Origin of the sequence: Butyricicoccus sp. AF35-5AC, from assembly GCF_003477715.1 — a bacterium.
Taxonomy (GTDB): Bacteria; Bacillota; Clostridia; order Oscillospirales; family Butyricicoccaceae; genus Agathobaculum; species Agathobaculum butyriciproducens.
In genome coordinates, this window is sequence record NZ_QUDX01000001.1 from 356,730 (window position 1) to 371,524 (window position 14,795).

Below are 14,795 nucleotides of genomic sequence, written 5' to 3' on the forward strand. Positions count from 1 at the left end.
TATATAATGTATAAGACGGAGGAACGATATGCAGATCGGCAACGTAACAATCAACGGAAAACTGGCGCTTGCACCGATGGCAGGCGTGACCGATCTTGCATTCCGCCATATCTGCCGGGAGCACGGCGCGGCGCTGACCGTGACCGAAATGGTCTCCGCAAAGGCGCTGTGCTATCAGGATAAGAAAACGCCGCGTCTGCTTGAACTCGGTGCGGACGAGCATCCGGCGGCTGCTCAGATCTTCGGGCACGAGCCGGACACGATGGCCGAAGGCGCAAAACTCGCACTGGAGAAATCCGGCTGTGATATCATCGACATCAACATGGGCTGTCCGGCACCGAAGATCGTGAACAACGGTGACGGCTCCGCGCTGATGAAGGAGCCGGAGCTGGCATCCAAGGTGATCGCAGCGGTCGTAAACGCGGTCGATGTGCCGGTAACGGTCAAGTTCCGCAAGGGCTGGGATGAAAAGAGCGTCAACTGTGTGGAATTTGCCAGAATGGCTGAGCAGTCCGGCGCGGCAGCGATCACGCTGCACGGACGCACGCGCTCGCAGCAGTACAGCGGCACCGCCGACTGGGATGCGATTCGTGAAGTCAAGCAGGTGGTTTGCATTCCGGTGTTCGCCAACGGAGATGTGGCCGAACCCGAGGACGCGGTCCGAATTCTCGCGCACACCGGCGCGGACGGCGTGATGATCGGGCGTGGTTCGCTCGGTGATCCGTGGCTGTTCGAGCGGGCGAATGCACTGCTCGAGACCGGCATCTGTCCGGCGCTGCCGCCGTTCGCGGAGCGCATTGACACGGCTGTGCGGCAGATCGAGCTTGCCGCCGAGCAGAAGGGCGAGCATATCGCCATGCTCGAGGCACGCCGACACGTTAACTGCTATCTCAAGCGGGAAAGCGGTGTCAAGACGTTCAAGAACCGTATTTGCGCACTCACCAAGCTGAGTGATCTGTATGAAATTGCAGACGAACTGAAAGCCTTCGTTTCGGCGAAGGAGAACATATAATAAATAAGGTAAGAGAAAGAGAGGGGAGACGCAGTGGACGACAAGCATATTGTGGCGCAGGCGCGGCGCGGCGAGCTTTCCGCCTTTGAGGAGTTGGTGACGCGCTACGAAAAGCGCGTGTATGCCATCGCGCTGCGCTCGTCCGGCTCGCCGGAGGATGCCGCAGATATCACGCAGGAGGTTTTCCTTCGGGCATGGCGCTCGATGAAGGACTTCCGCGGGGACAGCGGCTTTGCGACCTGGCTGTTCCGCATCACGATGAACCAGTGCGTCGATTACGCGCGGCATAAGCAGAGCCAGCCGCCGACGCAGCCGCTCGTGCAGGGCGAGGATGACGAGGAACGCGAACTGCCGCTTCCGGATACGGCTCCATCTCCCGAAGAGCACCTGGAGAACAGCGAGCTGGGACGCGAGCTTGCCGCCGCGCTCGATGAAGTAAGCGACGAGCACCGCAGAATCGTCCTGCTGCGGGACGTTTCCGGCATGAGCTACACCGAGATCGCCGAGATACTCGAGGTCAGTGAAGGCACGGTAAAGTCGCGGCTGTCACGCGCACGCATCGCTTTACGCAAAATTTTACTCAAACGAGGGAACCTTTTTCATTTGCCTTCGTCTAAAGATATGGAAGGAGGCGAGGAGCATGAATGAGGAGGAATATTTTGAACAGCTTTGCTCAAACAGTGTGGACGGAACTCTGACCGATTCCGAAAAGCAAAAGCTGGAAGAGCATCTGGCAGAGTGCCCATCGTGCGCCGCGCTGAAAGAGGATCTGAAGCAGATGCACAGTATGCTGGCGGTGGACGAAACCGAGCCGCCGGCCGGACTGCATGACAGCATTATGGAACGTCTGCGGCAGGAGGAAACCGTTCGGGTGGTCGCGCCGCAAAAGCCGATGCGCCGTCTGCCGGCGTTTACGATGGTGGCCGCTGCGGCGGTTGTCGTGCTGGTCGTGCTCGGCGGCGGACTGATGCCCGCGTTCAGCACGGTAGGCAGCGGCAGCACGACGGCAGCGGATTCCGCTTCGGCGGACGCAGGAGATTGCACGATGAACGGCGGTATGCAGGATGAGATCGAGCAGTCCGTACAGAGGAATACCGATACGTCGGACAGCGGAGCATCGAATGCAAGCGTGCAGCAGAGCGGCACGGCTTCGCAGAGTGCGAACGGCAGCGCATACAGCGGACAGAATGACACCGGCGAGGACTCTGCGGCGAATGCGCAGAGCGATGCGGGCGTTGATGCCGAGCAGTATGCAGAAAACGATCAGTCGATTGCAGCGCCTGAGCCGATTATTGAGAAGTCGGTACAGGTGCAGACCGGTCCGGTGCTTACGCTCCCGCAAAGCCTGCACGGCACACACACCGCGTACTGCTATGTGGCCATCGGCGGCAGCAGCCTGCCGGATATTGATGGTGAGCTGCTCGCGCAGGAGAACGGCGTTTCGTGGTTCCGGCTGGACAACAGTATGGAAACGCTCGAAAAGACTCTGCAGATAGTAGAACGGGCGGGCTGCACGGTGACTGCCTATGATAAGGTCGATCTGACGATCGACAGCCATGCAGATTCGTGGATCTTAGCGGTTGTTACCGGTTGAGATTGGGCAAAACAGACCTGAAACGAGGGTTTTCGGGTCTGTTTTTGTGCATAACGCGAAAAATTCCGATTTCAACAAAAAATCGCTGAAAATTTTGTGCAAACACTTGACTTTTCTCCGAAAGTATTGTACTATGTATAAGAACTTGCGAGAGCAAGTTAAAACGCGATGATACCGGAGATTGCTGCTATGAGCAGGTAACTTCGGTGGAGTAGGTCCGACAATCGGGCGGTTGAGATAACTGCTATCAGCTGAATTCAGATATTCAGCAAAAACGCAATGTTCATGCGTAAATTCGGGACTCGCGGCGCGTGCGCCGTCAAGCCGATGGTTTGAACCACTTACGTTTCTTATCGTGACCGGATTGTTGCGCTGCGGAGTCAGTGCGCCCGGTTATTTTCATGCCCGTTGCGTGATACGCACGGCGGAGTTGCAGTTTCTCTCCGTAGCGAGTCAAAACATTATTTAATGTATGGCACACATACGAGGAGGAAATTCCACAATGGCAAACGCACAGAAGATTCGCATTCGCCTGAAGGCGTATGATCACGAGCTGATCGACCAGTCCGCAGAGAAGATCATCGAGACCGCTAAGCGCAACGGCGCTAAGGTTTCCGGCCCGATCCCGCTGCCGACCGAGAAGCAGATCGTTACCATCCTGCGTGCTGTTCACAAGTACAAGGATTCTCGTGAGCAGTTCGAGCGCCGCACCCACAAGCGCCTGATCGACATCATCAACCCGAATCAGGCTACCATCGAGGCTCTGACCACTCTCGACCTGCCGGCTGGCGTCGAGTTCGAGGTTAAGCTCTAATTTAAGTCAACAAGCTGACCGGATTAACCCACCGGCGGTTTGAAGCCCTGCCGCGACACGCGCGGCGAGGTCATGTTGGCGGTCAAATGCCGTCAACCAATAACCTTTAAGGAGGAAAAACAAATGCTGAACAAAGCAATCATCGGCAAGAAGGTCGGTATGACCCAGATCTTCAATGCTGACGGCAAGGTTATCCCCTGCACCGTAATCGAAGCAGGTCCTTGCGTTGTAACTCAGCTCAAGACCGAAGAGAAGGACGGCTACAATGCTGTACAGTTCGGTTTTGAGGATGTTAAGGAAGCTCGCCTGAACAAGCCCCAGAAGGGTCACCTGAAGAAGGCTGGCGACTCCCTGAAGAAGTACCTGAAGGAGTTCCGTTTTGAGGACTGCACTCCGTTCCAGCTCGGCGATGTTGTTAAGGCTGACATGTTCGTTACCGGCGATTATGTTGACGTTACCGGCACTTCCAAGGGCAAGGGCTACGCTGGCGTAATCAAGCGCTTCAACGCATCCCGCCTGAAGGAAACCCACGGTACCGGCCCTGTACACCGCCATGCGGGTTCTATGGGCGCTTGCTCTGATCCGTCCAAGATCATGAAGGGCAAGATGATGCCGGGTCACATGGGCGCTGAGCAGGTTACTGTTCAGAACCTGGACGTTGTAAAGGTTGACGCTGAGCTTAACCTGATCGCCGTTTGCGGCGCAGTTCCGGGCCCGAAGGGCGGCATCGTAGTGCTGAAGAACACCGTTAAGAACAACAAGGTTGCCAAGGGCGAGGCTGGCATCAGCAAGAACCCGCAGAAGGCTTCCGCAAGAAAGTAAGGGAAGGAGGAGCAAATCATGCCTACAGTAGCAGTTTTTGATATGACCGGTAAGAAGACCGGCGAGATGGAGCTGAACGCGGCTGTTTTCGGTATCGAGCCGAACATGACCGTTGTACACGCTGCAGTAAAGAATTATCTGGCTAACCAGCGTCAGGGCACTCAGTCCACGCTGACCCGCGCCGAGGTTCGTGGCGGCGGCATCAAGCCGTGGCGTCAGAAGGGCACCGGCCGTGCTCGTCAGGGTTCTATCCGCTCTCCGCAGTGGACCCATGGTGGTATTGCCCTCGGCCCGAAGCCCCGTTCCTACAACTACAGCCTGACCAAGAAGACCAAGCGTCTGGCTATGCTGTCCGCTCTGTCTGCAAAGGCAGCAGCAGGCGAGATCATCGTAATCGATGGCCTGGATATGGGCGAGATCAAGACCAAGTCCTTCGTTGGTTTCCTGAACGCAGTTGAGGCAACCGGCAAGAGCCTGGTAGTTACTCCGGAAGTTCGCGTAAACGTAGTTAAGTCTGCGGCAAACATCCCGGGCGTACGCACCACGATCGCGTCTACCCTCAATGTATACGACATCCTCAATGCTGACAAGTTCATCATCGACAAGGCAGCAGTTGAGAAGCTGCAGGAGGTATACGCATAATGAAGTACGCATACGACATTATCAAGAAGCCGATCATCACTGAGCGTTCTATGATGGGCGCACAGGACAACAAGTACACCTTCGAAGTAGCGATCGATGCCGGCAAGGTAGAGATCAAGAAGGCTGTAGAGGAGATCTTCGGCGTTAAGGTTGCCAAGGTTAACACCATCAAGCTGCCGGGCAAGTGGAAGCGCATGGGCGTTCACGTTGGCAAGCGTTCCGACATCAAGAAGGCGATCGTAACCCTGACCGCTGACTCCAAGAAGATCGAGATCTTCGAGAACATGATGTAAAAACCACTTCGGCTGCTAAGGCGAGCCTGAGTGTTCCCGCGAAGCGGGTTTTCAATAGAATCTGCTTGCAGATTCATAAAAACCGGGAGCATGTATCACGGTTTTTATACAAGAGCGAAGAAAAGTTTCGCTGGTCGGAACTTTTCGCAGCCTTGGTTTCATCCGCGCTGTGCGCGGTGGAACCTCTCTCGTTTGAAAACGTGTTTTCAAACGAAGTAATTGTATGGGGAAGCCACCCCGATAATAACGTATCAAGGAGTTGAAATTCCAAATGGCTATCAAGACTTTCAACCCGACGACGCCCTCGCGCAGAAATATGACTGTGCTTTCCTACAAGGGTCTGTCTAAGGTGAAGCCCGAGAAGAGCCTTCTCGAAAAGGTCAAGAAGACCGCTGGCCGCAACAGCTACGGCCGCATCACCGTTCGCCACATCGGCGGCGGCAACAAGAAGAAGTACCGTATCATTGACTTCAAGCGTCAGAAGCTCGACGTTTACGCCGAGGTTAAGACCCTGGAGTATGATCCGAACCGTTCCGCTAACATCGCTCTCATTCAGTACGAGGACGGCGAGAAGGCATATATCCTCGCTCCCGAGGGCCTGAAGATCGGCGACAAGGTCGTTTCTTCCAAGGATGCCGACATCAAGCCCGGCAACTGCCTGCCGGTTGAGAACATTCCGGTTGGTACCATGATCCACAACATCGAGCTGTACCCGGGCAAGGGCGCACAGCTGGTTCGTTCCGCAGGCGTCGGCGCTCAGCTGATGGCTAAGGAAGGCGGCAAGGCAATGGTTCGTCTGCCCTCCGGTGAGCTGCGTTACGTCCGTCTGGACTGCAAGGCTACCATCGGCGTTGTTGGTAACTCTGATCATTCTAACGTACAGCTGGGTAAGGCTGGCCGTACCCGTCATCTGGGTATCCGCCCGACCGTTCGTGGTTCTGTAATGAACCCGTGTGATCACCCGCACGGCGGCGGCGAAGGCAAGAGCCCGATCGGTCGTCCGTCTCCGGTTACCCCGTGGGGCAAGCCGGCTATGGGTTACAAGACCCGCAAGAAGAACCACCGCACCGACAAGCAGATCGCTCGTCGTCGCAACGGCAAGTAAGAAAGGAGTTATCTTAATATGGGCAGAAGTGTTAAGAAAGGCCCTTTTGTGGCTCCTGAGCTTATCAAAAGAGTCGTTGAAATGAACGAAAAGGGCGAGAAGAAGGTCCTCAAGACCTGGTCCCGCGCTTCCACGATCTTCCCTGAGTTCGTCGGTCATACTATCGCAGTACACGACGGCCGCAAGCACGTTCCGGTATACGTTACCGAGGACATGGTTGGTCACAAGCTGGGCGAGTTTGCTCCCACCCGTACCTACAAGGGTCACGCGGGCAGCAAGACCTCCAATAACGGCAAGTAAGGAGGAGTTAAAGTAACATGGAAGCAAGAGCTATTGTACGCAACGTACGCATGACCCCGCGAAAGATCAAGCTGATCTGCGATCTGATCCGCGGCAAGGATGCGGGCGAAGCTATGGCCATCATCATGAATACCCCCAAGGCAGCATGCGAGCCGATGGAGAAGCTCCTCAAGAGCGCAGTTGCCAATGCCGAGAACAATCACGGCATGAACACCGACAAGCTTTACGTTAAGGAAGTTCACGTCGGTCCCGGTCCGATCATGAAGCGCGTTATGCCGCGTGCACAGGGCCGTGCATTCAGAATCCTCAAGAGAACCTCGCACATCACGCTGGTTCTTGGCGAGAAAGAATAAGGGAGGGTAATCAATGGGCCAGAAAGTAAATCCGAACGGTCTCCGTGTCGGCGTTATCAAGAATTGGGATTCCCGTTGGTTCGCTAAGGACAATGTGTTCGGCGACCTCCTCGTGGAAGACTACGAGATCCGTAAGGATCTGAAGAAGCGTCTGTACGACGCAGGCGTTCCGGCGATCGAGATCGAGCGCAAGAACGACGAAATCAAGATCATGATCCAGTGCGCACGTCCCGGCATGGTTGTCGGCCGCGGCGGCGAGGACATCAAGAAGCTCGAAGAAGAGCTGACCAAGAAGTACGGCAAGAAGGTTCGCTGCTCCATCATCGAGATCAAGAACCCGGACACCAACGCTACCCTGGTTGCTGAGAACATTGCAGCTCAGCTCGAGAAGCGCATCGGTTTCCGCCGTGCAATGAAGCAGTCCATGGGCCGTGCAATGCGCATGGGCGCCAAGGGCATCAAGGTTTCCTGCGGCGGCCGTCTGGGCGGCGCGGAAATCGCACGCACCGAGCATTACCACGAGGGCACCATTCCGCTGCAGACCCTGCGTGCGGACATCGACTATGGTTTTGCTGAAGCTGCGACCACCTACGGCCGCATCGGTGTTAAGGTATGGATCTACAAGGGTGAGGTTCTCCACGGCGGTCCGCGTCTGGGTCGCTCCATTGAAGCTCCGAAGCCGGCATTCGAGCGCCGCGATCGTCGCGGTGACCGTCGCGGCCGTCGTGACTTCAACCGTGGTGAGCGTCGTGCTCCCCGTCAGGAAGGAGGCAACCGTTAATGCTGCTCCCTAAGAGAGTTAAGTATCGTCGCGTTCATCGCGGCCGTATGACCGGCAAGGCTACCCGCGGTAACTTCGTATCGAACGGTGAGTTCGGTATCCAGGCTACCGAGCCGTGCTGGATCACCTCGAATCAGATCGAGGCAGCCCGTATCGCTATGACCCGTTACACCAAGCGTGGCGGTCAGGTATGGATCAAGATTTTCCCCGACAAGCCGGTTACCAAGCATCCGGCTGGTGCTCGAATGGGTTCCGGTAAGGGCGCACCCGAGTACTGGGTTGCAGTAGTTAAGCCGGGCCGTGTACTGTTTGAGATCGCAGGCGTTTCCGAGGAAGTTGCTCGTGAGGCACTGCGTCTGGCAAGCCACAAGCTGCCCTGCAAGACCAAGTTCGTTGCCCGTGAGAAGAATGGCGGTGAAGCATGATGAAGGCATCTGAGATCAGAGAACTGACGGCTGAGGAGCTGTCTGCAAAGCTCGGTGAGCTGAAGAAGGACCTCTTCAACCTCCGTCTGCAGCTCGCTACCAATCAGCTCGACAACACCAACAAGATCAATGAAGTCAAGCACGACATTGCTCGTATCAATACCGTTATCCGCGAGAAGCAGATCGCGGAGAAGGCATAAGGGAGGGAAACGAATATTATGAGCGAAAGAGCATTACGCAAAACGCGAGTAGGCAAGGTCGTTTCCGATAAGATGGATAAGACCATTGTCGTAGCAATTGAGGATCGTGTAGCACATCCTCTGTACAAGAAGGTTATTCCGCACACCTATAAGCTGAAGGCACACGACGAGAACAACGAGTGTGGCATCGGTGATAAGGTTAAGGTGATGGAGACCCGTCCGCTGTCCAAGGACAAGCGCTGGCGCCTGGTCGAGATCATCGAGAAGGCAAAGTAAGGAGGAGAGCACATGGTTCAGCAGGAAAGCTTTCTGCGTGCAGCTGACAACAGCGGCGCAAAGGAACTGAAGGTAATCCGTGTTCTCGGCGGCTCCGCACGCAAGTACGGCAACATCGGTGACGTAGTTGTTTGCTCGGTGCGCAAGTGCACCCCGGGCGGCGGCGTAAAGAAGGGCGATGTCGTTAAGGCAGTTATCGTCCGCACCGTTAAGGGCCTGCGCCGCGCTGACGGCAGCTATATCCGCTTTGACGAGAACGCTGGCGTTATCATTCGTGATGACAAAAACCCCCGCGGCACCCGTATCTTTGGGCCTGTCGCTCGTGAGCTGCGTGACAAGGATTACATGAAGATCCTGTCGCTTGCTCCGGAAGTACTGTAAGGAGGTCGCCAACAAATGAACAATTTGCACGTTAAGACGGGCGACACCGCAGTCGTTCTTTCCGGCAAGGAAAAGGGCAAGCGCGGCAAGATCCTGTCCGTAAACCCGAAGAAGGGTATGGTAGTAATCGAAGGTGTGAACATGATCAAGTGCCACACCAAGCCCCGCCGTCAGGGTGAAACCGGCGGCATCATCGAGCGCGAGGGTGCGCTGCGTGCCTGCAAGGTAATGCGCGTATGCCCGAAGTGCGACAAGCCGACTCGTGTAGCGCACAAGTTCACCGAGAACGGCACTAAGCTGACGGTGTGCAAGCACTGCGGCGAAACGCTTTAAGAAGAGGAGGTTGCAATAAATGGTTCCGAATATGAAAGCAAAGTATACTGCGGAAGTTGCGCCTGCTCTGATGAAGAAGTTTCAGTACGAGAGCGCAATGCAGATCCCGAAGCTCGACAAGATCGTAATCAACGTCGGCTGCGGTAAGGAAGCAAACGGTAACTCCAAGGTTATCGAGGCTATTGTCCGTGATATCACCCTGATCTCCGGCCAGAAGCCGATCATCACCCACGCTAAGAAGTCCATCGCAAACTTCAAGCTGCGTGACGGCATGCCGGTAGGCGTTAAGGTAACCCTGCGCCGTGACCGCATGTGGGAGTTCCTGGATCGTCTGTTCAACGTAGCTCTGCCGCGTGTACGCGACTTCCGCGGCATCAACGGCAACGCATTTGACGGCCGTGGTAACTACGCTCTGGGTCTGAACGAGCAGCTGATCTTCCCGGAAATTTCCTATGATCAGATCGACAAGATCCGCGGCATGAACATCGTTATCTGCACCACTGCAAATACCGATGAAGAAGCAAAGGAGCTGCTTACTCTGATGGGCGCTCCGTTTGAGAAGTAAGGAGGAGAAGTTAAATGGCTAAGAAGTCGATGGTTCTCAAGCAGCAGGCTAAGCCGAAGTTCTCCAGCCGAGCTTACAACCGCTGCAAGATTTGCGGCCGTCCGCACGCTTACCTGCGTGATTTCGGTATCTGCCGTATCTGCTTCCGCGAGCTGGCTTACAAGGGCCAGATCCCGGGTGTCCGCAAGGCATCCTGGTAAGGAAGAGCGATTTCAAAAAGGAACCCGTAAGGGTTCCTTTTTTTATGCTCTAACGGTGGGCAGAGACCATTTCTGCACCGACTGATCGGGGCACGCGAACTGCGTAAGCGGCCTCGCCCCTAACGGGCGGCAGCCTTTTTCAGCACCGGCTGAGCGGGGTACGCGAACTGCCGCAGGCGTGTTCGCCCTTTCCGGGCGGGGAGTTTTTCGCTGCACCTCAGCGGGGAGTGCGCTGACGCCGCGCGGGCGCACAAGAGGGTAGACACCTGCGGTTTCCACCCTCTTGTGAATCTCCCCTTTCCCTTGGAGGGTCTGGCGCAGATTGCCGACATGCGACCGCTTCGAAACAGGGGAACGGCAGAGGATTTTTCCTACCGTAGGGGAGCACAGTGTGCTCCCATTTCTCTGCCTATTCGCAGTGCCAGACAGTTTACTGCTACTCAGGCGGTTTACTCTACGCAGGCGCGACACAAGGTGAATTGCCCGTAGGGCAAGAGAGGGTCCCCAGGGGGATAGCAGTGTCGCGCAGCTCTTTGGCACGTTGTAACGGACGGCACCTGCGGGTTTAATAATTGGTACAATCTATCTCGTAGGGTGCGCCGACCTCGGCGCACCGCCAAACAAAGGAAAACATCACGTTAAATCTTCATTTTAACGAAAAAATCCGGTTTTCCTCTTGCATTTTCCCGCAAAATGTGTTTTAATTATTCTGTTATAAATATTTCAATGCGATGAGCAGGAAAAGTAACGCTGTGTTCCTCTTTCTCAGAGAGAACGGTCCCATGGCTGCAAGCCGTTTATCGAGGTATGGCGCGAAGTTCCCCTGTGAGCACCGGTGCTGAATAGATGCAGTAGGCGCCGGCGAAGTAACGCTCCGTTACCGGCGTTCAATGAGTGCCCGATTTTTTCGGGAATCAGGGTGGTACCACGGAAGTTTTACGCCTTTCGTCCCTAATTTTAGAGGGATGAAAGGCGTTTTTTGTTTCATTAGGAATTACTAACTACTAATTGGTATAAGAGACCATCCCTTATATACAAGCCAAAGAAGGAGAATTGGTATGAAAGAAAAGCTGCAAGGCATTTTGCAGACCGCGAAGGAGCAGCTCGCTGCCGCGAAGGATTCGCGCGCGCTGGACGAGGCCCGCGTTAAGTTCCTCGGCAAAAAGGGTGAGTTGACCGCGCTGCTCAAGGGCATGAAGGACGTTGCTGCAGAGGAGCGTCCGGTTGTTGGTCAGCTGATCAACGACGTTCGTGCGGAGATCGAAACCATCATTGAAAAGCAGAAGAAGCTGATCGAGCAGGCTGCGCTCGAGAAGAAGCTGGAGGCTGAGACCATCGACGTTACCCTGCCGGGTGAGGACGTTGTCATCGGCAAAAAGCATCCGCTGAACATCGTGCTCGATGAGTTCAAGGAGATTTTCCTCGGTCTGGGCTTCTCCATCGCGGAAGGCCCGGAGGTCGAGCTCGACCACTACAACTTTGAGGCTCTGAACATTCCGAAGGATCATCCGGCACGCGACACGCAGGATACCTTCTATATTTCGGATAACGTTGTGCTCCGCACGCAGACCTCTCCGATGCAGGTCCGCACGATGGAAAAGCGCAAGCCGCCGATCCGCATTATTGCGCCGGGCCGTGTTTACCGTTCGGACGCCGTTGACGCAACCCACTCTCCGCTGTTCCATCAGATCGAGGGTCTGGTTGTCGATAAGGGCATCCGCATGAGCGACCTGAAGGGCATTCTCGAGCTGTTCGCAAAGAAGCTGTACGGCGAGGACACGGTTGTTCGTTTCCGTCCGCATCACTTCCCGTTCACCGAGCCGTCTGCGGAGATGGATATCCAGTGCTACCGCTGCCACGGTGAAGGCTGCCCGCTCTGCAAGGGCGAGGGCTGGATCGAGATCCTCGGCTGCGGCATGGTTCACCCCAAGGTGCTTGAGATGAGCGGCATCGACCCGAATGAATACTCCGGCTACGCCTTCGGCATCGGTCTGGAGCGTATGGTTATGGGCCGCTTCAAGATCGACGATATCCGTCTGTTCTATGAGAACGACGTTCGATTCCTGCACCAGTTCTAAACCTGCACCCGTAGGGCGGGATGACCTCATCCCGCCGCACTCTCCCGCATGTTACAAGCGATACGTATTATCGTAGGGCGCGACGACCCCGGCGCGCCGCTCGTAAGTATATGCAGGCGGCAAATACGGCGCGCCGAGTCGTCGCGCCCTACGGACAACAATAACACCAAAAGGAGTGTTCCTATCAATGAAACTGCCATTATCCTGGCTTTCGGATTATACCGATATGAACGGCATCACCCCGAAGGAGTATGATGCCAAGCTGACTATGTCCGGCTCCAAGGTCGAGGAGGTTTACTACCTCGGCGCGGAGATCGACAACGTTGTGACCGGCAAGATCCTCGAGGTTGTCGATCACCCGGATTCCGACCATCTGAAGATCTGCCAGCTCGATGTCGGCAAGGAGGAGCCGGTGCAGATCGTCACCGGCGCACCCAATGTAACGCCTGCGTCCGTTGGCGAGATCTGCCCGGTCTGCCTGCACAAGTCCACCCTGCCGGGCGGCGTGAAGATCACCAAGGGCAAGCTGCGCGGCGTGCCGTCCAACGGCATGATGTGCTCGTTCCAGGAGCTGGGTCTGTCCCACGGCTGCGTACCGTATGCGTGCGAGAACGGCATCCTGTTCCTGCCCGCCAGCACGCCGGTCGGCGAAGACATCAAAAAGGTACTCGGTCTGGACGACTGGGTTTCCGATTTTGAGATCACATCCAACCGTCCGGACTGCCTGAGCGTGATCGGTCTGGCCCGCGAGACTGCGGCTACCTTCGACCGTCCGTTCAGCGTTAAGACCCCGGAGGTAAAGGGCGTTGGCGGTAACATCAACGAGTATATGTCGGTTGAGGTTAAGGATACCGACCTGTGCCCGCGCTACACCGCCCGCATTGTTAAGAACATCAAGATCGAGCCCTCTCCGGCGTGGATGCGCGAGCGCCTGCATGCCTGCGGCGTTCGTCCGATCAACAACATCGTTGATATCACCAACTATGTTATGCTCGAGTACGGCCAGCCGATGCATGCGTTCGACTACAAGTGCCTGTCCGACGGCCGCATTGTTGTCCGCCGTGCCCGAAACGGTGAGTCCATCCAGACTCTGGACGGCGTAGATCACGACCTGAGCGACAAGATGCTTGCCATCTGTGACAACGACAAGCCGGTTGCTGTTGCAGGCGTTATGGGCGGCGCAAACTCCGAGATTATGGACGACACCAAGACCGTCGTTTTCGAGTCCGCAAACTTCCACGGCGCTACCGTTCGTATCACCGCAAAGGCGCTCGGCATGCGTACCGAGGCCTCCGGCCGCTTTGAAAAGGGTCTTGACCCGCGCATGACCCTCGATGCGGTCAACCGTGCGTGCGAGCTGGTGGAGCAGCTGGGCGCAGGCGAGGTCATCGACGGCATTATCGACGTTGACAACTCCGACCCGAACCACAAGCGTCTGCCGTTCGAGCCGGACAAGATGAACGCCCTGCTCGGTCTGGAGCTGTCCGCTGAGGAGCAGGTAAAGCTGCTCGAGAAGCTGGACTTCAAGATTGAGAACAACGAGGTCGTTGTGCCGTTCTTCCGCACCGACATCAACCGTATGTGCGACGTAGCCGAGGAGGTTGCCCGCATGTACGGCTACGACAAGATTCCGACCACGCTGTATGCAGGCGAGATGGTACAGGGTGAGTTCACGCCGTCTCAGCAGGCGGAGCGCGCTGCCGCTCTGGTTTGCCGCGAGGCAGGCTTTGACGAGTCCATGAGCCACTCGTTCATCTCCCCGAAGTTCTACGACATGATCGGCTGGGACGAGAACGACCCGCGCCGTATCTCCACCACCATCCTCAATCCGCTTGGCGAGGATTTCAGCGTAATGCGTACCACCGTGCTGCCGTCCATGCTGGATAATCTGGCGCACAACCACGCGCATCGCAACCCGACCGCTTCGCTGTACGAGCTGGGCACCATCTACACCCCGACCGTCAAGGACGGCAAGGCTGACCCGGACGTACTGCCGCACGAGGAGAAGATCCTGACCCTCGGCAGCTACGGCCGCCTGTCCTTCTTCCAGTTCAAGGGCGTAATCGAGGCGCTGCTGCGTGAGCTGAACATCAAGGGCGCGTCCTTTGCTCCCGAGAAGGCCAACCTGTCCTACCACCCGGGCCGCTGTGCCAAGGTGCTCATTGACGGCAAGGAGATCGGCGTATTCGGCACCATTCATCCGACCGTTGCCGCACGCTACGGTCTGTCCGGCGAGGTACTCGCTGCCGAGCTGCAGATGGACGCGCTGCTGGCCGCCATCGACCCGGAGAAGCTGTATCATCCGCTGCCCAAGTTCCCGGCATCCACCCGCGATATCGCGGTTCTGGTTGATGATGCCGTTCCGGCGGCTTCCATGCAGGCCGCTGTTGAGAAGGCGGCAGGCAAGCTGCTCGAGAGCGTCAAGCTGTTTGACGTTTACAAGGGCAAGGGCATCCCGGAGGGCAAGAAGTCTGTTGCTTATTCGCTGTCCCTGCGCGCACCCGACCGCACCCTCACCGATGAGGAGTGCGATAAGGCAATGCGTGCCGCTATCTCGGCGCTCGAGACCGAGTTCGGCGCGCAGCTGCGCGGCTAAGTTTCTGAAAAAGTACAAAAAAGAG

The 14,795-nt window shown here is 56.4% G+C and carries 20 protein-coding genes and 1 other annotated feature; all 20 genes read left to right on the forward strand.

Annotated features, from left to right (window positions below; all coding sequences use genetic code 11):
• Nucleotides 1-28 precede the first annotated feature (28 nt).
• The 20 genes from dusB to pheT all read left to right on the forward strand — a co-directional run bounded on the left by dusB (nucleotide 29) and on the right by pheT (nucleotide 14,770).
• Nucleotides 29-1,012 (forward strand): tRNA dihydrouridine synthase DusB, encoded by a 984-nt coding sequence (gene dusB, locus DWZ82_RS01660; protein ID WP_118478290.1) that lies wholly within the window; start codon nucleotides 29-31, stop codon nucleotides 1,010-1,012.
• Between the two features lie 33 nt (nucleotides 1,013-1,045).
• Nucleotides 1,046-1,660, forward strand: coding sequence for an RNA polymerase sigma factor (locus DWZ82_RS01665; protein ID WP_110435214.1), 615 nt, complete (start codon nucleotides 1,046-1,048; stop codon nucleotides 1,658-1,660).
• Nucleotides 1,653-2,606: an anti-sigma factor family protein gene (locus DWZ82_RS01670; protein WP_118478292.1), complete on the forward strand. Its 954-nt coding sequence runs from the start codon at nucleotides 1,653-1,655 to the stop codon at nucleotides 2,604-2,606. The genes DWZ82_RS01665 and DWZ82_RS01670 overlap by 8 nt, the downstream gene beginning before the upstream one ends.
• Before the next feature lie 502 nt (nucleotides 2,607-3,108).
• Nucleotides 3,109-3,420: a 30S ribosomal protein S10 gene (gene rpsJ / locus DWZ82_RS01675; RefSeq protein WP_054326972.1), complete on the forward strand. Its 312-nt coding sequence runs from the start codon at nucleotides 3,109-3,111 to the stop codon at nucleotides 3,418-3,420.
• Between the two features lie 126 nt (nucleotides 3,421-3,546).
• On the forward strand, nucleotides 3,547-4,242 hold the full coding sequence (gene rplC / locus DWZ82_RS01680) for a 50S ribosomal protein L3 (RefSeq protein WP_117491440.1): 696 nt from the start codon (nucleotides 3,547-3,549) through the stop codon (nucleotides 4,240-4,242).
• An 18-nt stretch (nucleotides 4,243-4,260) separates the two neighbouring features.
• The gene (gene rplD / locus DWZ82_RS01685) at nucleotides 4,261-4,884 is read left to right on the forward strand and encodes a 50S ribosomal protein L4 (protein WP_117491403.1); all 624 of its coding nucleotides are present in this window, start codon (nucleotides 4,261-4,263) and stop codon (nucleotides 4,882-4,884) included.
• Entirely contained in the window at nucleotides 4,884-5,177 is a 294-nt protein-coding gene (gene rplW / locus DWZ82_RS01690) for a 50S ribosomal protein L23 (protein WP_110435211.1), read from the forward strand. Before rplD ends, rplW begins: the two co-directional genes overlap by 1 nt.
• A 271-nt stretch (nucleotides 5,178-5,448) precedes the next feature.
• On the forward strand, nucleotides 5,449-6,282 hold the full coding sequence (rplB, locus tag DWZ82_RS01695) for a 50S ribosomal protein L2 (RefSeq protein WP_118478294.1): 834 nt from the start codon (nucleotides 5,449-5,451) through the stop codon (nucleotides 6,280-6,282).
• Between the two features lie 18 nt (nucleotides 6,283-6,300).
• Nucleotides 6,301-6,582, forward strand: coding sequence for a 30S ribosomal protein S19 (gene rpsS, locus DWZ82_RS01700; protein WP_110435209.1), 282 nt, complete (start codon nucleotides 6,301-6,303; stop codon nucleotides 6,580-6,582).
• 17 nt (nucleotides 6,583-6,599) lie between these two features.
• Nucleotides 6,600-6,935: a 50S ribosomal protein L22 gene (gene rplV, locus DWZ82_RS01705; protein ID WP_118478296.1), complete on the forward strand. Its 336-nt coding sequence runs from the start codon at nucleotides 6,600-6,602 to the stop codon at nucleotides 6,933-6,935.
• Between the two features lie 13 nt (nucleotides 6,936-6,948).
• The gene (gene rpsC, locus DWZ82_RS01710) at nucleotides 6,949-7,716 is read left to right on the forward strand and encodes a 30S ribosomal protein S3 (protein WP_116704663.1); all 768 of its coding nucleotides are present in this window, start codon (nucleotides 6,949-6,951) and stop codon (nucleotides 7,714-7,716) included.
• Nucleotides 7,716-8,141: a 50S ribosomal protein L16 gene (gene rplP, locus DWZ82_RS01715; RefSeq protein ID WP_110435206.1), complete on the forward strand. Its 426-nt coding sequence runs from the start codon at nucleotides 7,716-7,718 to the stop codon at nucleotides 8,139-8,141. Before rpsC ends, rplP begins: the two co-directional genes overlap by 1 nt.
• A complete protein-coding gene (rpmC, locus tag DWZ82_RS01720) occupies nucleotides 8,141-8,341 on the forward strand; it encodes a 50S ribosomal protein L29 (RefSeq protein WP_110435205.1) in 201 nt (66 codons plus the stop codon). Before rplP ends, rpmC begins: the two co-directional genes overlap by 1 nt.
• Before the next feature lie 18 nt (nucleotides 8,342-8,359).
• On the forward strand, nucleotides 8,360-8,617 hold the full coding sequence (gene rpsQ, locus DWZ82_RS01725) for a 30S ribosomal protein S17 (protein ID WP_054326963.1): 258 nt from the start codon (nucleotides 8,360-8,362) through the stop codon (nucleotides 8,615-8,617).
• A 12-nt stretch (nucleotides 8,618-8,629) separates the two neighbouring features.
• Nucleotides 8,630-8,998 carry a 50S ribosomal protein L14 gene (gene rplN / locus DWZ82_RS01730; RefSeq protein ID WP_116704662.1) on the forward strand — a complete coding sequence of 123 codons (369 nt, stop codon included), beginning with the start codon at nucleotides 8,630-8,632 and terminating at the stop codon, nucleotides 8,996-8,998.
• 15 nt (nucleotides 8,999-9,013) lie between these two features.
• A complete protein-coding gene (gene rplX, locus DWZ82_RS01735; protein WP_110435203.1) occupies nucleotides 9,014-9,331 on the forward strand; it encodes a 50S ribosomal protein L24 in 318 nt (105 codons plus the stop codon).
• A 19-nt stretch (nucleotides 9,332-9,350) separates the two neighbouring features.
• The gene (gene rplE / locus DWZ82_RS01740) at nucleotides 9,351-9,896 is read left to right on the forward strand and encodes a 50S ribosomal protein L5 (protein ID WP_117555184.1); all 546 of its coding nucleotides are present in this window, start codon (nucleotides 9,351-9,353) and stop codon (nucleotides 9,894-9,896) included.
• 14 nt (nucleotides 9,897-9,910) lie between these two features.
• Nucleotides 9,911-10,096, forward strand: a complete 186-nt coding sequence (locus tag DWZ82_RS01745; protein WP_110435201.1) for a type Z 30S ribosomal protein S14 — start codon at nucleotides 9,911-9,913, stop codon at nucleotides 10,094-10,096.
• A 722-nt stretch (nucleotides 10,097-10,818) separates the two neighbouring features.
• Nucleotides 10,819-11,052 (forward strand) — a binding site (T-box leader).
• Between the two features lie 102 nt (nucleotides 11,053-11,154).
• Complete coding sequence (gene pheS / locus DWZ82_RS01750) at nucleotides 11,155-12,174, forward strand: phenylalanine--tRNA ligase subunit alpha (protein WP_118478298.1); 1,020 nt, start codon at nucleotides 11,155-11,157, stop codon at nucleotides 12,172-12,174.
• A gap of 187 nt (nucleotides 12,175-12,361) precedes the next feature.
• Nucleotides 12,362-14,770 carry a phenylalanine--tRNA ligase subunit beta gene (gene pheT, locus DWZ82_RS01755; RefSeq protein WP_118478300.1) on the forward strand — a complete coding sequence of 803 codons (2,409 nt, stop codon included), beginning with the start codon at nucleotides 12,362-12,364 and terminating at the stop codon, nucleotides 14,768-14,770.
• Nucleotides 14,771-14,795: the final 25 nt, after the last annotated feature.